The following is a 16,694-nucleotide window of genomic DNA, read 5'->3' as shown; positions in this document are numbered from 1 at the left end:
AGAAACGAAAAATCTGATGTCAGATCGGTCAGGCCGAAATGATAACACTATTGACCAGGGGAAGGGTAGGTTTTCACGTCTGTCAATTCTCCATCTGCTCCCCAATATTTCCATTCACCCACCTTCTTGGAGCCAGCGTAGTCTCCTTTGCTCTTGATCCTGCCGTTATCGTGCCATTCGGTCCAAGTGCCTTTTTTATCGCCTTCGAAATACTGGCCTTCCTGCTGTTTGTTGCCATTGTCATACCAGAACGTCCAAAGGCCATGCTCGATACCCGCAAAATATACGCCTCGGGATTTCAATTTACCGTTAAGATACCATTCTTCCCACTTCCCCACGCGCGTATTCATCTTGTACTCTCCTTTGTCCTGCGGAGTACCGTCTTCGTAGTAGGTGGTCCAAACGTCCACTTTCATTCCGTTCTTCATCTGGCCTTCACTACGTCTCTTTCCGTCATTGTACCATGTGTAGAAAGCTCCGTTCGGTACGCCATTTTCCATGTTGCCCTCCTCCACTTTCGCCCCATTCATGTCATAATCCTCATAGTGGCCGTTCGGAACGTCATTTTCGAAATACGCCATGGACCATAACTTCCCATTCTGATACCACTCCTGCCACTTGCCCTCTTTCTTCCCGTCCACATATTTTCCTTCCGACTTCTTCTGACCGTTCTCATACCATTCGGTATAAACTCCGTTGGCCACACCGTCTTTCATGGTGGTGGTCGATTTCAAGCGTTTGGAATCGTAGAAATCCTTTTTCACTTCCTGAGCAACTGAAAGCACTGGAACAAGCAACAATAGATAGATGAGGTTTTTCATAGTGGCTGAATTTAGTTGAAGTTCTTTTCCTCAATGAGCTTGCCAAGTTGGTACACCTCTTCTCTCCTCACTGTACCATCAATATACCAATAGGTCCATTTTCCATCAGGCTGGTCATCCACGTAGGTTCGCTGCTCCTGCATCTGAACCTCGTCATACCAGGTTGTCCAAATCCCGTTCTTCTTTCCGTCCATAAGCTGTCCCTCAAATACGATCACTCCATCCTTATCGAATTGCCTGAAAAGACCCGTTGCCTGCCCATTTTTAAATGTGGTCTGCTCTTTAAGAAGATTGTGCGGGTGATATTGACTAAGAATACCCTCAACAACACCTTTCTTCATTGGGGTTACCGAAAGCGTGTCGCCATTCGGGTAAAAGCGCACCTCTTTTACCAAATTCTGTGGCATCTGAGAACCAGCGTAGGTCAATTCTACATTTCCGTTGGAATCCTCTACAAGCACGCTCATCAATTTCTTATTGCATGAGGCGAGGAGAAATGCCGCTACAAAGGCCAGAGAAAGTACGTTTAAACTGATATTTGGCAAGGGTTGTTGGCTTTGCTTGCAAATGTAAAGAAAGTGACTACTTGGTAGCATAAAACACAAAAGGAGGCTGTTGCCTCCTCTTGTTCCTGTGGCGAGAAGGGACGGATTTCGAACTATTGGGAAGACTTAAAACAGATAATTCAACTGATTCCGAGACATTTGCCCGTTCAGAAATCTGGTGCGCCATTTCCGGGTCAATTCGAGTTGCTACCGAAATCCCGTGTTTCTCTTTTGTTGTAACAAGTTTTGCCATCGTTGTACCAATTGGTAACTCGAAGCTACGTGCTTGTCACAGGAGAAGAAAACTTTGGGTGTTTATGCGTTTGGTTGCTTTTGATCAACGGAGCGAACCTTAAAATATGATACACATCATACATTAAGACTACCAAGATCAGTTGGAACCATTGAGTCGTACTTCACATTTGCATCGTGAAGTTATTTCTGACCATATCATTAGGTCTGATCATGTTGGTACATGCTGCCAATACATCGCTGCTTTTACTCAATTATCGGGTAAACAAGGAATTCATCATTGAAAACTTCTGCGAGAATACTGACCGACCAGAAATGCACTGCAACGGCAAATGCCACCTCAAAAAACAGATCGAGCAGGAACAGAATCAAAGGTCGGAAAACCCGGTTTCTGCAGAAAGTGTTTCGCTTGTTCTTGCATTTGAAGAACTGCAAGACTTTCGATTCATACCTGTCGTGAATTCAACCAGCAATAACGAACGTCCGTATTTTTTCAGAAATTATAGCATGCATCTGGTCGGTGTGTTCCGCCCACCTCAAGTTTGATTGAATTACCCATTTATGGCCTCCCACAGAACTGGACCATTCAACATTTAATTCACTCAAACTCTTTAAAATGAATCTTTCAACGAAATCCCTCATATTGGGGGTAGCGCTTGCAAGCGCTTTGATAACGGGTTGTAAAAAGGATGATCCAAAACCAAGTGATGCGTCAACCGATCTGGTTCTGATTGCCTCTGGATACACAGATGCAGGAAGCATGCTGGTGAGACTTTACGCGGCCGACTCAATCAATTCAGCCTTCACAGAACTATTCATCGAAGTTCGCGATTCGGCATCAAACGAGGTTGTGGAGAACGCACAGGTCACTATCCTTCCGATGATGGACATGGGCAACTTGCAGCATTCGGCCCCGCACGAAAACCCGACAAGCAGTACTGCGATCGATGGAATGTTCCCCTGTTACGTAGTGTTTCAAATGCCTGGCGAGATGGGCTGGACTTTAGGCGTGAATGTTGACAATCTGATCGATGGTTCTGGAAGCGTCACTCTGCCGCTTTCCGTGAAAAATCCCGATGCAACCAGAACGCGGGTAGTAACGCCTTTGAACGACCCGAATGCTATACTGGTTATATCATACCTGAAACCGACCGATCCACATGTTGGCATCAACGATTTCGAGATCACCTTGCATTCGAGAGAAACAATGATGTCGTGGCCCAGTGTAGAGAATTACACGGTGGAAATTGCGCCCGAAATGCCATCAATGGGCCATGGTTCTCCGAATAATGTGAATCCAACGCACACTGGAAACGGCCATTACAAGGGACACGTGAATTTCACCATGACCGGGCTGTGGCGAATCAATCTTACCATCATGGATGGTTCAACCGTGGTTGACAGCACATCTTATTTCGAGGTAACGCTTCTGTAATTTGAGCATGCAACGGTTGGCGTACACGGTTTTCTTGCTCCTTCTTGCCGTTTCGGCAAGTGCCCAAAAACAGGACAGCATTCTGTTTTTCACCAAAGGCAATATTACCGAGGCTGTTTTCGAAACAGAGGAGATCCTGGTACGGCCAACCTGTGCATGCATCGGTGCGTGTTCATGCGGAGCAGCGCAGAAAGACAGCTATTCCGAAAACCGTTTTTCACGTACGGGTGACGTTCTTACCAAAAATGGACGTGTGGCATTGATGAAACGCGGCAATTTTGCGTTCGAACCTGTTCTGAACGGAATGTCATCCGACCGTATCAATCTTACAATTGATGGAATGAAGATCTTCGGTGCGTGCACGGACAAGATGGATCCGATCACATCTTACGTGGAACCTAATAACATGAAATCAGTTTCGGTTCAGCACGGGACCGCAGGTAGCATGTTCGGCTCCAGTTTAGGTGGAAGTGTGAACATGGAAACCAACGGAGCACAGATCAACCCGAACAAGCCGATAAGTGGCGAGGTCGGTGCGGGGTTTCAATCGGCCGCTTTGAGTGCCAACGCACTTTTCTCCTTGAACTATAGCAGAAAGAATTGGGCAGTTCTTGCCAATGGTGTTTATCGCAAGTTTCAGAATTACCGTGCCGGGAATGGAAAGACCATTCAGTTCACGCAGTTCGAAAAATGGAACGGCTCCATCTCTGCCAAGTACATGCCAACAGACAAAGACGTGATCCGTATCGACTACATCATGGACGAAGGCTACAACATCGGTTATGCCGCATTGCCGATGGACGTGCTTTACGCCAAAGCGAAGATCTATAGTCTCACCTACCAGCACTACCCGTCTCAAAAATGGTTCGAGAAACTGGAAACCAAGGTCTATGGCAATTCAGTTGGTCACGCCATGGACGACACCAAACGGCCCAATGTTGTGATGCACATGGACATGCCGGGTTCAACCCGCACCTATGGCGGATACGCCAATGGAGACTTTCAATTCGGCAAGCACGAGATCACTGTAAGGTTGGATGGCTACCACACCAATGCGCGTGCGGAAATGACGATGTATCCGGACAACGAGGCGCCCATGTTCATGCTCACATGGCCAGATGTAGACAAGCTCGATTTCGGTCTATTTGTACAAGACGAGATTGCGCTGAACGAAAACCGGAAACTCAGTTTCAACGGTCGATTGGAATACCTGAACACTTCAGTTAAGGATGAGTTTGGCATACAACAGGCAAGTGTGTTCAATCAGGACATTTCTGATACAGATCATCGCCTGTTGAAGAGTGTGAATCTCAGTTTCGCACAGCGTTTCAAAAAAAGTGTCTCAGCGTGGATCACGGCAGGTTATGCCGAACGTTCGCCATCAGTAACAGAGCAATACGCGTTCTACATTTTCAATGCATACGATGGTTTCGATTACATCGGCAACCAGGATGTGAAAAACGAAAAGGCCGTTCAGGCCGACATCGGATTGGAATGGAAACACAAGAAGGCCAACATCCGGCTCACGGGTTTCTACTACCACATGTTCGATTACATTTTGGGGGCGAAGGACAGTTCCTTGGATGCCATGACCATTGGAGCGAACGGAGTGAAGGTTTCTCGAAACATTGATTGGGCCCTTATGACGGGTGGCAACTTGGAAATGAGCTACCGACCGCTGAAGTGGCTGGAGATCTCGAACGTCAGTTCTTACATTTTCGGTAACACACATAATGGAGACCCACTTCCCTTAGTACCGCCATTCAAAAATGTTACTTCTGTAAAATGGAACCACAAACAGGGTTTTGTTGCAGCTGAGTGTGAAACAGCCGCAGCGCAGAACCGTGTAAACCCTGAGTTCGGTGAGATGAAAACTCCCGCCTATGCCATCATCAACCTGCGCGCAAGTTATTTCTTTCGGTTCGGGAAGAGGCGGTTAACGCTGAATGCCGGAATTGAAAACCTGCTGGACACTTACTATAGAACGCATCTTACTTGGGGTGGCATTCCACAGCCTGGAATTAACGGTTATCTGAATGTGAGTTTTACATTCTGATGCCGATAATAGCAACGTCATCGAGTTGTTCGTTGCCATTACACCAATCATCAAAATGCAACTTGAATTTTTCCCGTTGTTTGGCCTCATCAAGCATCCAAACCTCCAGCAACAGCTCCGCAAAGCCTTTTCTTCTCATGCGTTTGTTTTTCGAACCACCTATCTGATCATAATATCCATCTGAGGTCAAATAGATCATATCTCCCCTACTTGCCCGGATTTCCACTTCTTTGAAAGTTGCGTCAAAACTCGGCTGAAGGAAACCTCCAATTCCCTTCTTTGAACCGGAAATCTCTTCAGCCCCATTGGCTCCTACAATAAACATTGGTCGGTTGGCACCAGCAAAAACCAAGTGCTCACGCTTAGCGTCACAGCATATCAAGGCCACATCCATGCCATCCTGTATCGCCTGTCCATCTTTACCCAAAAGCTTTTTGAGCTCCATTTGCAAATGTCTAAGTATAGCGGCCGGGGACACATGGTGGTGTTCATTCACTATACGGGTCAACAATTGATGTCCGACCAATGACATAAAAGCACCTGGAACGCCATGACCCGTACAATCGACAACGGCTACTATTTTGCTGTCTCCAACCTGCGAAGCAAAGATGAAATCACCGCTCACTTTATCCTTCGGCCTAATAAAAACGAACGACCTTGGGCAGATCCGTATCAATTCCCGTTCAGAAGTAAGAATGCCCCTTTGAACCCGTTGAGCGTAATCTATGCTTGATTGCAGCTGATCATATTGTTCCGATAATTTTACATGGGCATCTTCTAAAGCATTGGTACGCGCTTCAACCATGTCTTCCATTTGTTCGGCATAGGTTCTTAGCATCTTCTCATTCTCCTTCATTCGAGTGATGTCTCGCTTTATTCCTATCCACAGTCGAATTCCGCCTGTATCGTCCAGAATGGGCGAAATATGGATACTGGTCCAAAACTCTTCTCCATTCTTACGATAGTTAAGGAGTTCGCCTTTGTAAGAAACCCCGTTTTCCAGACACTCACGTATTCTACCCAACTCTTTTTTGTCCGTTTTAGGTCCCTGTAAGATACGCGGTGTTTTTCCCACGACTTCTTCCTCCTTGTAACCCGTCATTGCGGTGTAGGCTTTATTGACAAATAGAATTTTGGGACCAGGTCGGCTGAAAGGTTTCGCTTCTGTAATGAGAACACCATCGCTTGCCTCTTCAAGGATTTTCTTGATAAGCTGAATATCGAGGTGCAGAGACCCTTCCGGTGAAAATGGCATCAGTTGCAATGAATGGTTTCAACACGAACATACAAAACCTTAAACAACGCACCTCGTAAAAAATGACGGCCGTCATATAAAGTTACCCCTTACGCAGTTAAATCCTTCGAGCAGTGCGTCATTTCGCAGAGCGCATCTTTATTGGTGATGCGCAACTTTTTCCCTTCTATGGCAACGATGCCTTCCTTTTGAAGTTCGGCCAAACTTCTGATCACCGACTCATAGGTAGTATTGGCTAACGAGGCCATGTCTTTTCGTGAAATGGTATATGCTAAGAGCGTAGCATCTGATGCATCAAATCCAAAACTTTCCATATTCATACGGATGGCCTGCGCCACGCGCTGCTTTACCGTCATGTTCAGTTGATTCTTGCGCATACGCTCAGACCGTCTCAACTCTTCGGCAAAAAACATCATAAATGCATAGCAGAACATGTTATTGGTCTTGAGCAGATTCTCAAAAATTGTTCGCGGCAGCACATACACCGAAGTGTCGGAAAGTGCCACGGCCGAGATGGAAAACGTAAAATCCTCACCAAACCCTCGGTGACCGATCACCTGACCATCCGTTGCAAAGCGGGCAATTACCTCCACGTTGTCCGTGTAATTGGAATAGACCTTTACGCGGCCATGCTTTACCATATATGTTGTCGGCCTTCTGCCCTTCCTTTAGGATCAACTCTCCTTTCTTATAGGTCAATTCGGAAGTATTCTGCCTGGCAAGTTCCTGCCACTCTGCCGTACAGTAATTGGCAATTAACTGATTAAGCTGTTTGAGTTCAGAAGATTTCATGGGCCATCATTCTTATCGCGTGAAAATAAGAAGTGGTTTTTGCATCGGAATCTCCAAGGGGTATTGAACCAACCAAACTTGCACACCAAGGATTGAGCTTTCTATCATAATTATGCGATAAAGCATTTAATTATATGACAGCCATCATCTTTTATAGTACGCATACATAATTCCTTCGCACTGTGAAAATTGATTAACCAAATCAACCAATTATGAAAACAAAACTCTCATTGATCGGAATAGCTGGCTTGTTGATGGTGTTCGTATCATGCGATACCGACCGATCAGCAAATTCGAAGGCTACAGCCAGCCCAAGCCTTGCCGAGCAGAACAGACCACTTGGTCAAGCGTCTGTTGTGGACGCAGCTTCCGACCCCAACATCCTACAAGTTGCCATTGGGTCGAAAGATCACAGCACGCTGGTCGCGGCAGTTCAAGCTGCGCAGATCGAGCATGTTCTTGTAAACGCGGGACCGCTTACCGTATTTGCTCCGAACAATGCCGCGTTCGATGCCTTGCCCGAGGGTACAGTAGAAAACCTTCTGAAACCTGAGAATAAGGAAACGCTTGCCGGTATTCTTACTGGTCATGCTGCACCAGGTTCTTTCGATGTGGAAGCGTTAAAGAAAGAAGCTCGGAAAGGACGGAAGATCTATATGGCTGATGGCTCTTACTTGGAAGTAACGGTTGACGGGGAAGACGTGTATGTGGCCGGGGCCAAGGTGATCGGCACCATCCAAACTTCAAATGGAATAATCAACGTGGTAGATAAAGTCATTCTACCCAATTCATAAACACATAAAAACAAAAAATCATGAGAACCATAAGTTCAATAGTAGCAGTTGCACTTGTAGCCACCATCGTTGGATGCGGTAGTGGTGAAACCAGAGAGGCACCTCCGGGCACCAAACCCGAATCAATGTTAAAAAAGGAAGAGCCTGCCGGAAAGGACCTTGGAATAGGCCCGGTCAAAAAGGTAGACATTCCTGAAACCATAGACGAGGCATTGGCCGCCAAGGGAAAGGAAACCTTTGAGGCCAAATGCACCGCCTGCCATAAGATAGGGAAACGCTTTGTGGGACCCGACCTGACAGGCGTGGTGAACCGAAGAGAGCCGGAGTGGATCATGAACATGATCCTGAACCCTGAGGTCATGGTAAAGGACAACGAAACGGCCAAAGCACTGCTGGCAGAATACATGTCGCCCATGGCCAACCAGAACTTGACAGAGGAAGAAGCCAGAAGCGTCCTTGAATATTTCCGAACACTTAAATGAACAGACCAAAACTTCAAAAACGAGATAAAATGAAAAAGACGATCTTTTCAATAACGGCCGTGGCCATCAGCACCACGATGCTGATAAGTTGCGGAGGTGCAAAGAAAGGCGGTGACTCAGGTGGAGCGCTATCTGGCAAGAATGCCGAAAAAGTGTACGTGGCACCAGGCGAATACGATGAGTTCTATGCCTTCATATCAGGAGGATTCAGCGGTCAACTTTCGGTCTATGGACTTCCTTCCGGCCGACTTTTCAAGGTGATCCCGGTGTTCTCGCAGGATGCGGAGAAGGCCTATGGATACAACGAGGAAACCAAGCCTATGCTCAATACATCATACGGTTTCATTCCATGGGATGACGCTCACCATCCGGATCTTTCGCAGACCAAAGGAGTGATTGATGGACGCTGGTGTTTCATTAATGGAAACAACACGCCACGTATTGCACGCATCGATCTGAAAACGTTCGAAACCACCGAGATCATTGAGATTCCCAACTGTGCGGGAAACCACAGTTCATCCTACGTGACGGACAATACGGAATATGTGATCGCTGGAACACGTTTCTCGGTTCCCGTTCCTCAGAAGGACATGCCGATCAGCGAATACAAGGGCAACTTTAAGGGAATGCTCTCTTTCTTGAAAGTGGATCAGGAAACAGGTGAGATGGATCTTTCATTCCAGATAATGATGCCGGGATTCGATTACGACAAAGCACATCCTGGTCGTGGAAAATCGCACGGTTGGTTCTTCTTCACCACCTACAACTCTGAAGAGGCTGCAAGTCTGCTGGAGGTCAACGCGTCTCAGAACGACAAGGATTTCATTGCAGCGGTGAACTGGAAAAAGGCCGAGGAATACATCAAGGAGGGCAAGTTCAAGACCATGCCCGCCAAGTATGCCCACAACATCTATGATGAGGGAACACAGATGGCCACATCGACCATGGAGAAAGATGTCAAGGTGCTGGATCCTGCCGAATGTCCGGGACTGGTCTATTTCCTTCCCACCCCGAAATCACCGCACGGTTGTGATGTGGATCCCACAGGAGAATACATCGTGGGTAGCGGAAAGCTCTCTGCCAATGTTACGGCACACTCATTCACCAAAATGCTGGATGCCATCAAGAACGAGAAGTTCAGTGGTGAAGCCTACGGCATTCCCATCATCAACTTTGAGGATGTGCTTGGTGGCACCGTTGTGCAGCCTGGTCTCGGGCCATTGCACACCGAGTTTGACAATAACGGATATGGATATACCACGTTCTTCATCTCGTCTGAGGTTGTCAAATGGAAAGTTGGAACTTGGGAAGTGGTGGACCGAAAGCCGACCTATTATTCTCCTGGTCACCTGATGATTCCTGGCGGCAACTCGCAAAAACCATGGGGCAAGTATCTGTTGGCCATGAACAAGATCACAAAAGACCGTTATCTGCCCACGGGTCCAGAACTCTGTCAGTCTGCCCAATTGTATGACATTACTGGCGAGAAGATGGAGCTGCTGAGCGACTTCCCCACCATCGGTGAGCCACACTACGCAGCGGGCTGCCCTGCCGAACTCATCCAACCAAACCAACAGAAGATCTACAAGTTGGAAGACAACAAGCATCCTTATGCCGCTAAAAGCGAGAAGGAATCGAGAGTGGAGCGAAATGGCAAGGATGTACACATTTACCTGACCACTATACGTAGCCACTTTGCGCCAGACAACATTGAAGGTGTAAAGGTTGGAGACAAGGTTTATTTCCATGTAACCAATTTGGAGCAGGATTATGATGTGCCGCATGGTTTTGCAATGATCGGTGCCAACAATTCTGAACTGCTCATTATGCCAGGCCAGACCGAAACACTGGTGTGGGAACCGAAGCAGGTGGGCGTGTGGCCGTTCTATTGCACAGACTTCTGCTCGGCCCTGCATCAGGAAATGCAAGGTTACATAAGAGTCTCTCCTGCGGGATCAAGCACAGCCCTTTCGTGGTCGCTTGATGGAGAATAGGTTGATCGAATACCCGCATGGTTTATGAGAGAGATCGGGCAGCGTGAAAAACTGCCCGTTCTTTTCCTCGAACATTCATCCAGGAAAACTGAAAAGACAATGAAAACTTCAAAGATCATCATGATAGTGGCTGCGCTTTTGCCCTTAATCCTTTTCTTCCTCCCCATGTGGACCATCCAACTGAGCGCTCCGCAATATCCAGACCCATTGGAGATGCGCATCTTCATCACAAAGATCGATGGCGACCTGCAGAGCATCAACCTGATGAACCATTATGTGGGAATGAAGATGATTCCTGAGACGATTCCCGAATTCGAGTTCTTTCCATGGATTGTTGGCGGAATGATCCTGCTTGGTGTGGTGATCGGGCTGATCGGCAATCGTTTTCTGTTTCTTATTTGGTTCTGGGTCTCAGCCATATTAGGGTGCTTCGGCATGTATGATTTCTACAAATGGGAGTATGATTACGGAACCAGTCTTAACCCGAAGGCTGCCATCAAGTTCATGGACGAAGCAGGCAAACTGATCACATACCAGCCGCCATTGATCGGAACACAGACCATCCTGAATTTTCAGGCCACATCGCTCCCTGCCATTGGTGCTTACGTCCTCTTTTTAGGAATGGTGCTCAGTATCGTAGCCTATTGGGTCGGCCGATATGAAGCAGGTCATAAGTTCCCACCATTATAAAAACACCATGAAAAACCATCCGACATACGCACTTATTCTGACGCTGTTCCTGACCGCGTGTTCGGTCGAACCGCAGCCGATCAACTATGGTTCCGATGCCTGTCATTTCTGCAAGATGAACATCGTTGACAGCCAGCATGCCGCTGAGTTCGTCACCACAAAAGGCAAGTGCTACAAGTTCGATTCGGTCGAATGCCTGCTCAATGCGATGAAAGGCTTTGATGAAGCACCGATCAAGCTGACGCTGGTCTGCAATTATGCCGATCCGGGCAATCTGACCGATGCTAAAAGCGCCACGTACCTGATCAGCGAGAACATTCCAAGCCCCATGGGCGGTTTCCTTTCAGGATTCGCTGAAAAGGAAGATGCGGTGGCTACGCAAAAGGAGGAATCGGGAGAGCTTTTTTCTTGGAAAGAACTAAAAACCAAGTACGAACTGTAAGCCGATGTTCCGCGCCATCCTCATATTGTCCCTGTTGCCCATGGTGTGTCTTGGAAAGATGATCAATGTCTGTCCGTCCTGTCAATACACATCCATCCAACAGGCCATTTATGTGGCCGACAGTGGCGATGTGGTGCGGGTGAAAACGGGAACTTATGCCGAGCACGACATCACCATTGACCGTCCCATTTCGCTGAAAGCAGATGGCGATGTGACCATTGATGGCGAGCAGCGATCATACATCATCAAAGTGGCAAGCGACCATGTTTCCATTTCAGGATTCAAACTGGAGAATGTCGGTGTCAGCTTCACGAAGGATTTTGCTGCCATTTACCTGCACAGAATCCATCACTTTACCATTGAAAACTGTGTACTCGAAGCCGCATTTTTCGGCATTCTTGTGGAGAAATCGGGCAACGGCCTGATCCGAAACAACACGGTGAATGGTGTCGGGACAGAAGAAGTGAACTCTGGCAACGGCATTCACCTTTGGAACTGCGACAACATCCGCATTGACAACAACCACCTGTTCCACCTGCGTGACGGTATCTATTTCGAATTTGTGAAAGAGAGCACCATCACCAACAACCTCAGCGAGCACAATTTTCGGTACGGGCTGCATTTCATGTTCAGCAACCATGATGTCTATACTGACAACACATTCCACGACAATGGCGCGGGCGTGGCGGTCATGTTCAGCAAGTTCATTGAGATGAGGCGCAACAAATTCATCAAGAACTGGGGATCCGCGTCCTACGGTCTGCTGCTGAAGGAGATCTATGATGCAGAGATCATTGACAACGATTTCATTGAGAATACGATCGCCATCAATGCCGAAGGATCCACACGGGTCAATTATCGGAACAACACGCTGAAGGCAAACGGTTGGGCAGTAAAGATCGCGGGGGCTTGCTACGCCAACATTTTTGAGGCCAATAATTTCAGTTCGAATGCCTTTGATGTTTCCTACAACAGCCAGTTGAACGACAACCGTTTTACGGGCAATTATTGGAGCGAGTACACAGGTTACGACCTCGATAAGGATGGAACGGGCGATGTACCCTACCGGCCTGTAAAGCTGTTCTCCTACATCGTGAACCGCACCCCGGAGACCATCGTTTTGCTACGAAGCCTTTTCGTGGACATCATCAATTTTTCGGAAAAGGTCTCGCCTGTCTTTACGCCAGATGAATTGGTTGACAATTCGCCCAAAATGAGATTGATACCATGATTCGCGTTGAAGCATTGCATAAATCGTTCGGCAAACTGACCGTGCTCGATGGCCTTGACCTGACCATTGATGCAGGTGGCATTTTCGTCATACTCGGTCCTAACGGTTCGGGAAAGACCACGCTCATCAAAAGCATTCTTGGAATGGTGGTGCCCAATAAGGGAAGTATTTCAATTGACGGAAAGCCTATCTTGAAAGAATGGCAATACCGTGGCAACATCGACTACCTGCCTCAGATCGCCAATTTCCCGTCCAATCTTACGGTTTCCGAGTTGCTGAAACTGGTCAAGCAGCTGCGGGATACTTCAACCCGCGATGAAGAACTGATCCACCTGTTCGGGCTGGAGCCTTTTCTGCAAAAGAAACTCGGCAACCTTTCGGGCGGCACCAAGCAGAAAGTGAATATCGTGCTCACATTCATGTTCAACAGCAACCTCATCATTTTGGATGAGCCGACATCAGGTCTCGACCCAATAGCGTTGCTTCACCTCAAAGAACTCATCCTCAAAGAGAAGGAAGCGGGCAAGACCATTCTCATTACTACGCACATCATGAGTTTTGTGGAAGAAATGGCCGATGAGGTGGTTTTTCTGTTGGACGGCCGCATCTACTTTAAAGGTTCTGTGGCCGCGTTGCAGGAGAAGACCGAGCAGCAGGACCTGGAGCACGCCATTGCCAAAATCCTTAAGAACGAGCATGTTGATGGATAAGGGAAACTGGGAAATTGATCTTCCCCATTTGGGGGAATTAAAGGGGGCTTTGCATGTTTAGGATCATGACATACAGCTTTTTCGACCTGATGCGCAGCCGCTGGACGTTCGTGTATTTCGGGTTCTACCTGCTGCTGGGCATGGCGCTGCTGTTCCTGAACAATGACGTGTCGAAAGCGATCATCACCATGATGAACATCATCGTGGTGCTCACTCCGCTCATCGGCACCATTTTCGGGGTGATGTACTATTACAATTCCAAGGAATTCACCGAGTTGTTGCTCGCGCAGCCGCTTAAACGCAGCACCATCTTTCTCGGGCAATATTTCGGGTTGGCGTTATCTCTTGCTGGCAGCCTTGTTTTCGGATTGGGCATTCCATTTGCCATTTATGGCGTGGTCGGTTCGGGTTCGTTGGTCAGTTTTCTGCTGCTGCTGATCGTTGGCGCACTGCTCACATTCATCTTCGTGGCGTTGGCCTACAATATCGGTCTGGCCAACGACAACAAGATCAAAGGTTTCGGGCTGGCCATTCTCCTTTGGCTTTTCCTGGCCGTGGTTTACGATGGCATGTTCCTCATTTCGCTGGTCATGTTCGATGATTATCCCATCGACAAATTCTCACTCATTGCCAGCATGCTCAACCCAATAGATCTTTCAAGGATTCTCATCATCCTCAAACTCGATATTTCTGTGTTGCTCGGTTACACGGGCGCGGTCTTCCAGAAATTCTTCGGTACATCCTTCGGAATGTTGGCGAGTTTCGGGCTGTTGTTCATCTGGTGTGCCGCGCCTGTAGCACTTATCGTTCGCAAAGCGAAACGGAAGGATTTTTAAAACATCAAAATAATTATTCGGATAAATTTGTCCGATTAAATGTGAGATGATACATTTGCCACCACCAAAACGAGCAAATGTTTTCTAAGGCATGTGAATATGGTATTCGGGCAACGCTTTACGTTGCGCAGCAATCTGCCGAAGGCAAACGGGTCAGTTTAAAGGAAATCAGTTCCAGTATTAGCTCGCCAGAAGCATTCACAGCCAAAATTCTGCAACAACTGGCCCGTAATGGCGTGTTGCGCTCCACCAAAGGTTTGCATGGCGGTTTTGATGTGGATGACCAACAGATGCATTCTGTAAAGCTCAGTCAGATTGTTGATGCAATTGATGGAGATGCGATTTACAATGGCTGTGGACTTGGTTTGGAAAAATGTAATGCGAAAAAGCCATGCCCACTTCACGATCAGTTCATGGTAATTCGCAATGAGCTGAAGCAGATGCTGGAGAGCACTACTCTCGATCAACTTACAACAGATCTTGTGGATGGCATCACCTGCCTCAAACGCTAAAAAAAAAATTTAATCATAAATAAGACAAAAAGGTCTTTTATTCCGATATGAAAAAACCATTCTCCTCACTTCTGGCAACTGCCATACTTCTAATAGCCAATCGTTCGGTAGCACAAGAGGTCACTTCCGAAAACTGGATCACCAGTCCTGGAATCATTGGCACCATCATTCTCGTAACATTGGTTTTAGTGGTTGCGGTGATCATTGTTCTTGCACGATTGAGCAACTATCTGCGTACGGTTCAGAAAGAAGACGATGAAACTTCAAAACTCGCATTCAAGAAAGAACTTCTTGAGATGGAGGGCTCAGAAATCGATGAGCTTCTCTCTAAAAGAAAAGCAGCCCTTGAATACAAATTAAAAGGATCTGAACTTGGAGGCGAACAGACCGCTTCTGACGACCAAGGTCTCATCAAACGGGCAGAGAACGAACCGGACAATCCGCTGTTTGACGAAAAAAAAAAGACCGATCTCAACCTTCAGACACCTGAAGAACTCACAAAATTGATTGTCTGGTACTTGGGTGCTGCTGTTTTTTGGCTCGTTTTCGGAACCACCATCGGTCAATACCTCGGAATGAAATTCGTTTGGCCGGAGCTGGATAGCGTTTCTTGGCTTTCGTTCGGGAGATTACGCCCAGTACACACAAACACCGTATTCTGGGGATGGGGATCTTTGGCCATGATAGGTCTTGGTCATTTCGTGATCACCCGAACCTCAAACATCAACCTACACAGCTACAAACGTTCTTGGCTTGCCTTCGGATTGATAAACCTTTCAGTTCTGCTTGGCAATCTCTGTCTCATGTCTGGTATCAATAACGGTGGTGGCGAATACCGCGAATACATCTGGCCGGTCATGTTGCTCTTTGCCTTGGGGCTCATTCTCACTTTTCGAAATTTTTACCGTACCGTGGCCAGCCGAAAAATCTCTGAGATATACATCTCTAACTGGTTTATTCTGGCCGCTCTCGGTTGGACCATCATTCTGAGCATTATCGGTTACATGCCTTGGTTCCAGAACGGTTTGGGCGAAACCGTCATTCAAGGATATTACATGCACCAAGGCGTTGGCATGTGGTTCATGACCTTCACTTTGGGGCTTACATATTATTACCTGCCCTCTACCCTCAACAAGCCTATTTACTCCTACTCTTTAGGTGTGTTAGCATTCTGGACGCAAATGTTGTTCTACACACTTATAGGCACGCACCATTTCGTATTCAGCCCATTACCCTGGTGGTTGCAGACGGTGGCCATTGTATTTAGTGCAGGTATGTTCATTCCAGTTATTGCGGGAAGCACCAACTTTCTGATGACCATGCGAGGAAGTTGGAGCCATATTTCTAAAAGCTATGTACTACCCTTCTTCTTGGTAGGGGTGGTTTTCTACTTTGTAGGATCCTCTCAGGGAAGTTTTCAGGCATTCCGATTTACTAATTACGTGTGGCATTTCACCGACTTCAATGTGGCCCATTCTCACATGACCATGTACGGCATCATCACCTTCATACTGTGGGCATGCATTTACACCATTGTACCGAAGCTACGCGGCAAAGAACCACCTCAGATATTGGTGGGTGCGCATTTCTGGATGGCCTTCATCGGACTGTTTGCTTACATGATCTCGATGATGGCGGGAGGCACACTCAAAGGCATCAGTTGGTTGGATGGACATCCGTTCATTCAATCGGTCATCCTGATGAAAAAGTACTGGATCTGGCGAGCTGTTGGTGGGTCTCTGATGTTCTTATCTCACTTGGTTTTCGCCTATAATTTCTATTTGATGGTCCGAAAATCGTCTGAGACAGTTTCTGTTCATCAATTGAAAACTGTAAACGCCTAAGAC

General features: G+C 47.2%; 17 protein-coding genes. 13 read left to right on the top strand and 4 right to left on the bottom strand.

Annotation, left to right across the window (positions count from 1 at the left end; all coding sequences use genetic code 11):
• Positions 1-47: 47 nt before the first annotated feature.
• On the bottom strand, positions 48-821 hold the full coding sequence (locus tag GC178_03000) for a hypothetical protein (GenBank protein ID MBI1286524.1): 774 nt from the start codon (positions 819-821) through the stop codon (positions 48-50).
• Between the two features lie 11 nt (positions 822-832).
• Positions 833-1,288, bottom strand: a complete 456-nt coding sequence (locus GC178_02995) for a hypothetical protein (protein ID MBI1286523.1) — start codon at positions 1,286-1,288, stop codon at positions 833-835.
• A 507-nt stretch (positions 1,289-1,795) separates the two neighbouring features.
• Here GC178_02995 and GC178_02990 point away from each other — a divergent pair.
• From GC178_02990 to GC178_02980, 3 genes are all read left to right on the top strand, one after another.
• On the top strand, positions 1,796-2,164 hold the full coding sequence (locus GC178_02990; GenBank protein ID MBI1286522.1) for a hypothetical protein: 369 nt from the start codon (positions 1,796-1,798) through the stop codon (positions 2,162-2,164).
• A gap of 70 nt (positions 2,165-2,234) precedes the next feature.
• Entirely contained in the window at positions 2,235-3,053 is an 819-nt protein-coding gene (locus tag GC178_02985) for a hypothetical protein (GenBank protein MBI1286521.1), read from the top strand.
• A gap of 7 nt (positions 3,054-3,060) precedes the next feature.
• Positions 3,061-5,109 carry a TonB-dependent receptor gene (locus GC178_02980; protein MBI1286520.1) on the top strand — a complete coding sequence of 683 codons (2,049 nt, stop codon included), beginning with the start codon at positions 3,061-3,063 and terminating at the stop codon, positions 5,107-5,109.
• Here GC178_02980 and GC178_02975 read toward each other — a convergent pair.
• Together GC178_02975 and GC178_02970 are read right to left on the bottom strand one after the other, a co-directional pair.
• Positions 5,099-6,364 carry a PAS domain S-box protein gene (locus GC178_02975; GenBank protein ID MBI1286519.1) on the bottom strand — a complete coding sequence of 422 codons (1,266 nt, stop codon included), beginning with the start codon at positions 6,362-6,364 and terminating at the stop codon, positions 5,099-5,101. The two genes, GC178_02980 and GC178_02975, sit on opposite strands and share 11 nt — an antisense overlap.
• Positions 6,365-6,453: 89 nt before the next feature.
• On the bottom strand, positions 6,454-7,005 hold the full coding sequence (locus GC178_02970) for a helix-turn-helix domain-containing protein (GenBank protein MBI1286518.1): 552 nt from the start codon (positions 7,003-7,005) through the stop codon (positions 6,454-6,456).
• 363 nt (positions 7,006-7,368) lie between these two features.
• Between GC178_02970 and GC178_02965 the strand changes: the two genes are divergently transcribed.
• The 10 genes from GC178_02965 to GC178_02920 all read left to right on the top strand — a co-directional run bounded on the left by GC178_02965 (position 7,369) and on the right by GC178_02920 (position 16,691).
• Positions 7,369-7,950 (top strand): fasciclin domain-containing protein, encoded by a 582-nt coding sequence (locus GC178_02965; GenBank protein MBI1286517.1) that lies wholly within the window; start codon positions 7,369-7,371, stop codon positions 7,948-7,950.
• Between the two features lie 20 nt (positions 7,951-7,970).
• Positions 7,971-8,432 (top strand): c-type cytochrome, encoded by a 462-nt coding sequence (locus GC178_02960; GenBank protein MBI1286516.1) that lies wholly within the window; start codon positions 7,971-7,973, stop codon positions 8,430-8,432.
• A 29-nt stretch (positions 8,433-8,461) separates the two neighbouring features.
• Positions 8,462-10,426, top strand: coding sequence for a Sec-dependent nitrous-oxide reductase (gene nosZ / locus GC178_02955; protein MBI1286515.1), 1,965 nt, complete (start codon positions 8,462-8,464; stop codon positions 10,424-10,426).
• Between the two features lie 99 nt (positions 10,427-10,525).
• Positions 10,526-11,116, top strand: a complete 591-nt coding sequence (locus tag GC178_02950) for a hypothetical protein (protein MBI1286514.1) — start codon at positions 10,526-10,528, stop codon at positions 11,114-11,116.
• 7 nt (positions 11,117-11,123) lie between these two features.
• Positions 11,124-11,558 carry a hypothetical protein gene (locus GC178_02945; GenBank protein ID MBI1286513.1) on the top strand — a complete coding sequence of 145 codons (435 nt, stop codon included), beginning with the start codon at positions 11,124-11,126 and terminating at the stop codon, positions 11,556-11,558.
• Between the two features lie 4 nt (positions 11,559-11,562).
• A complete protein-coding gene (gene nosD / locus GC178_02940; protein MBI1286512.1) occupies positions 11,563-12,789 on the top strand; it encodes a nitrous oxide reductase family maturation protein NosD in 1,227 nt (408 codons plus the stop codon).
• Positions 12,786-13,499, top strand: coding sequence for an ATP-binding cassette domain-containing protein (locus GC178_02935; protein MBI1286511.1), 714 nt, complete (start codon positions 12,786-12,788; stop codon positions 13,497-13,499). The genes nosD and GC178_02935 overlap by 4 nt, the downstream gene beginning before the upstream one ends.
• 53 nt (positions 13,500-13,552) lie before the next feature.
• Positions 13,553-14,335: an ABC transporter permease gene (locus GC178_02930; GenBank protein ID MBI1286510.1), complete on the top strand. Its 783-nt coding sequence runs from the start codon at positions 13,553-13,555 to the stop codon at positions 14,333-14,335.
• A gap of 77 nt (positions 14,336-14,412) precedes the next feature.
• Positions 14,413-14,847, top strand: coding sequence for an Rrf2 family transcriptional regulator (locus tag GC178_02925; protein MBI1286509.1), 435 nt, complete (start codon positions 14,413-14,415; stop codon positions 14,845-14,847).
• Positions 14,848-14,894: 47 nt separating this feature from the next.
• Positions 14,895-16,691 (top strand): cytochrome oxidase subunit I, encoded by a 1,797-nt coding sequence (locus GC178_02920; GenBank protein ID MBI1286508.1) that lies wholly within the window; start codon positions 14,895-14,897, stop codon positions 16,689-16,691.
• Positions 16,692-16,694 lie beyond the last annotated feature (3 nt).

It is taken from the genome of Flavobacteriales bacterium, assembly GCA_016124845.1.
Classification (GTDB): Bacteria; Bacteroidota; Bacteroidia; order UBA10329; family UBA10329; genus UBA10329.
Note: the sequence above shows the minus strand (reverse complement) of the source record. Positions and strands in the feature narration are given on the sequence as shown.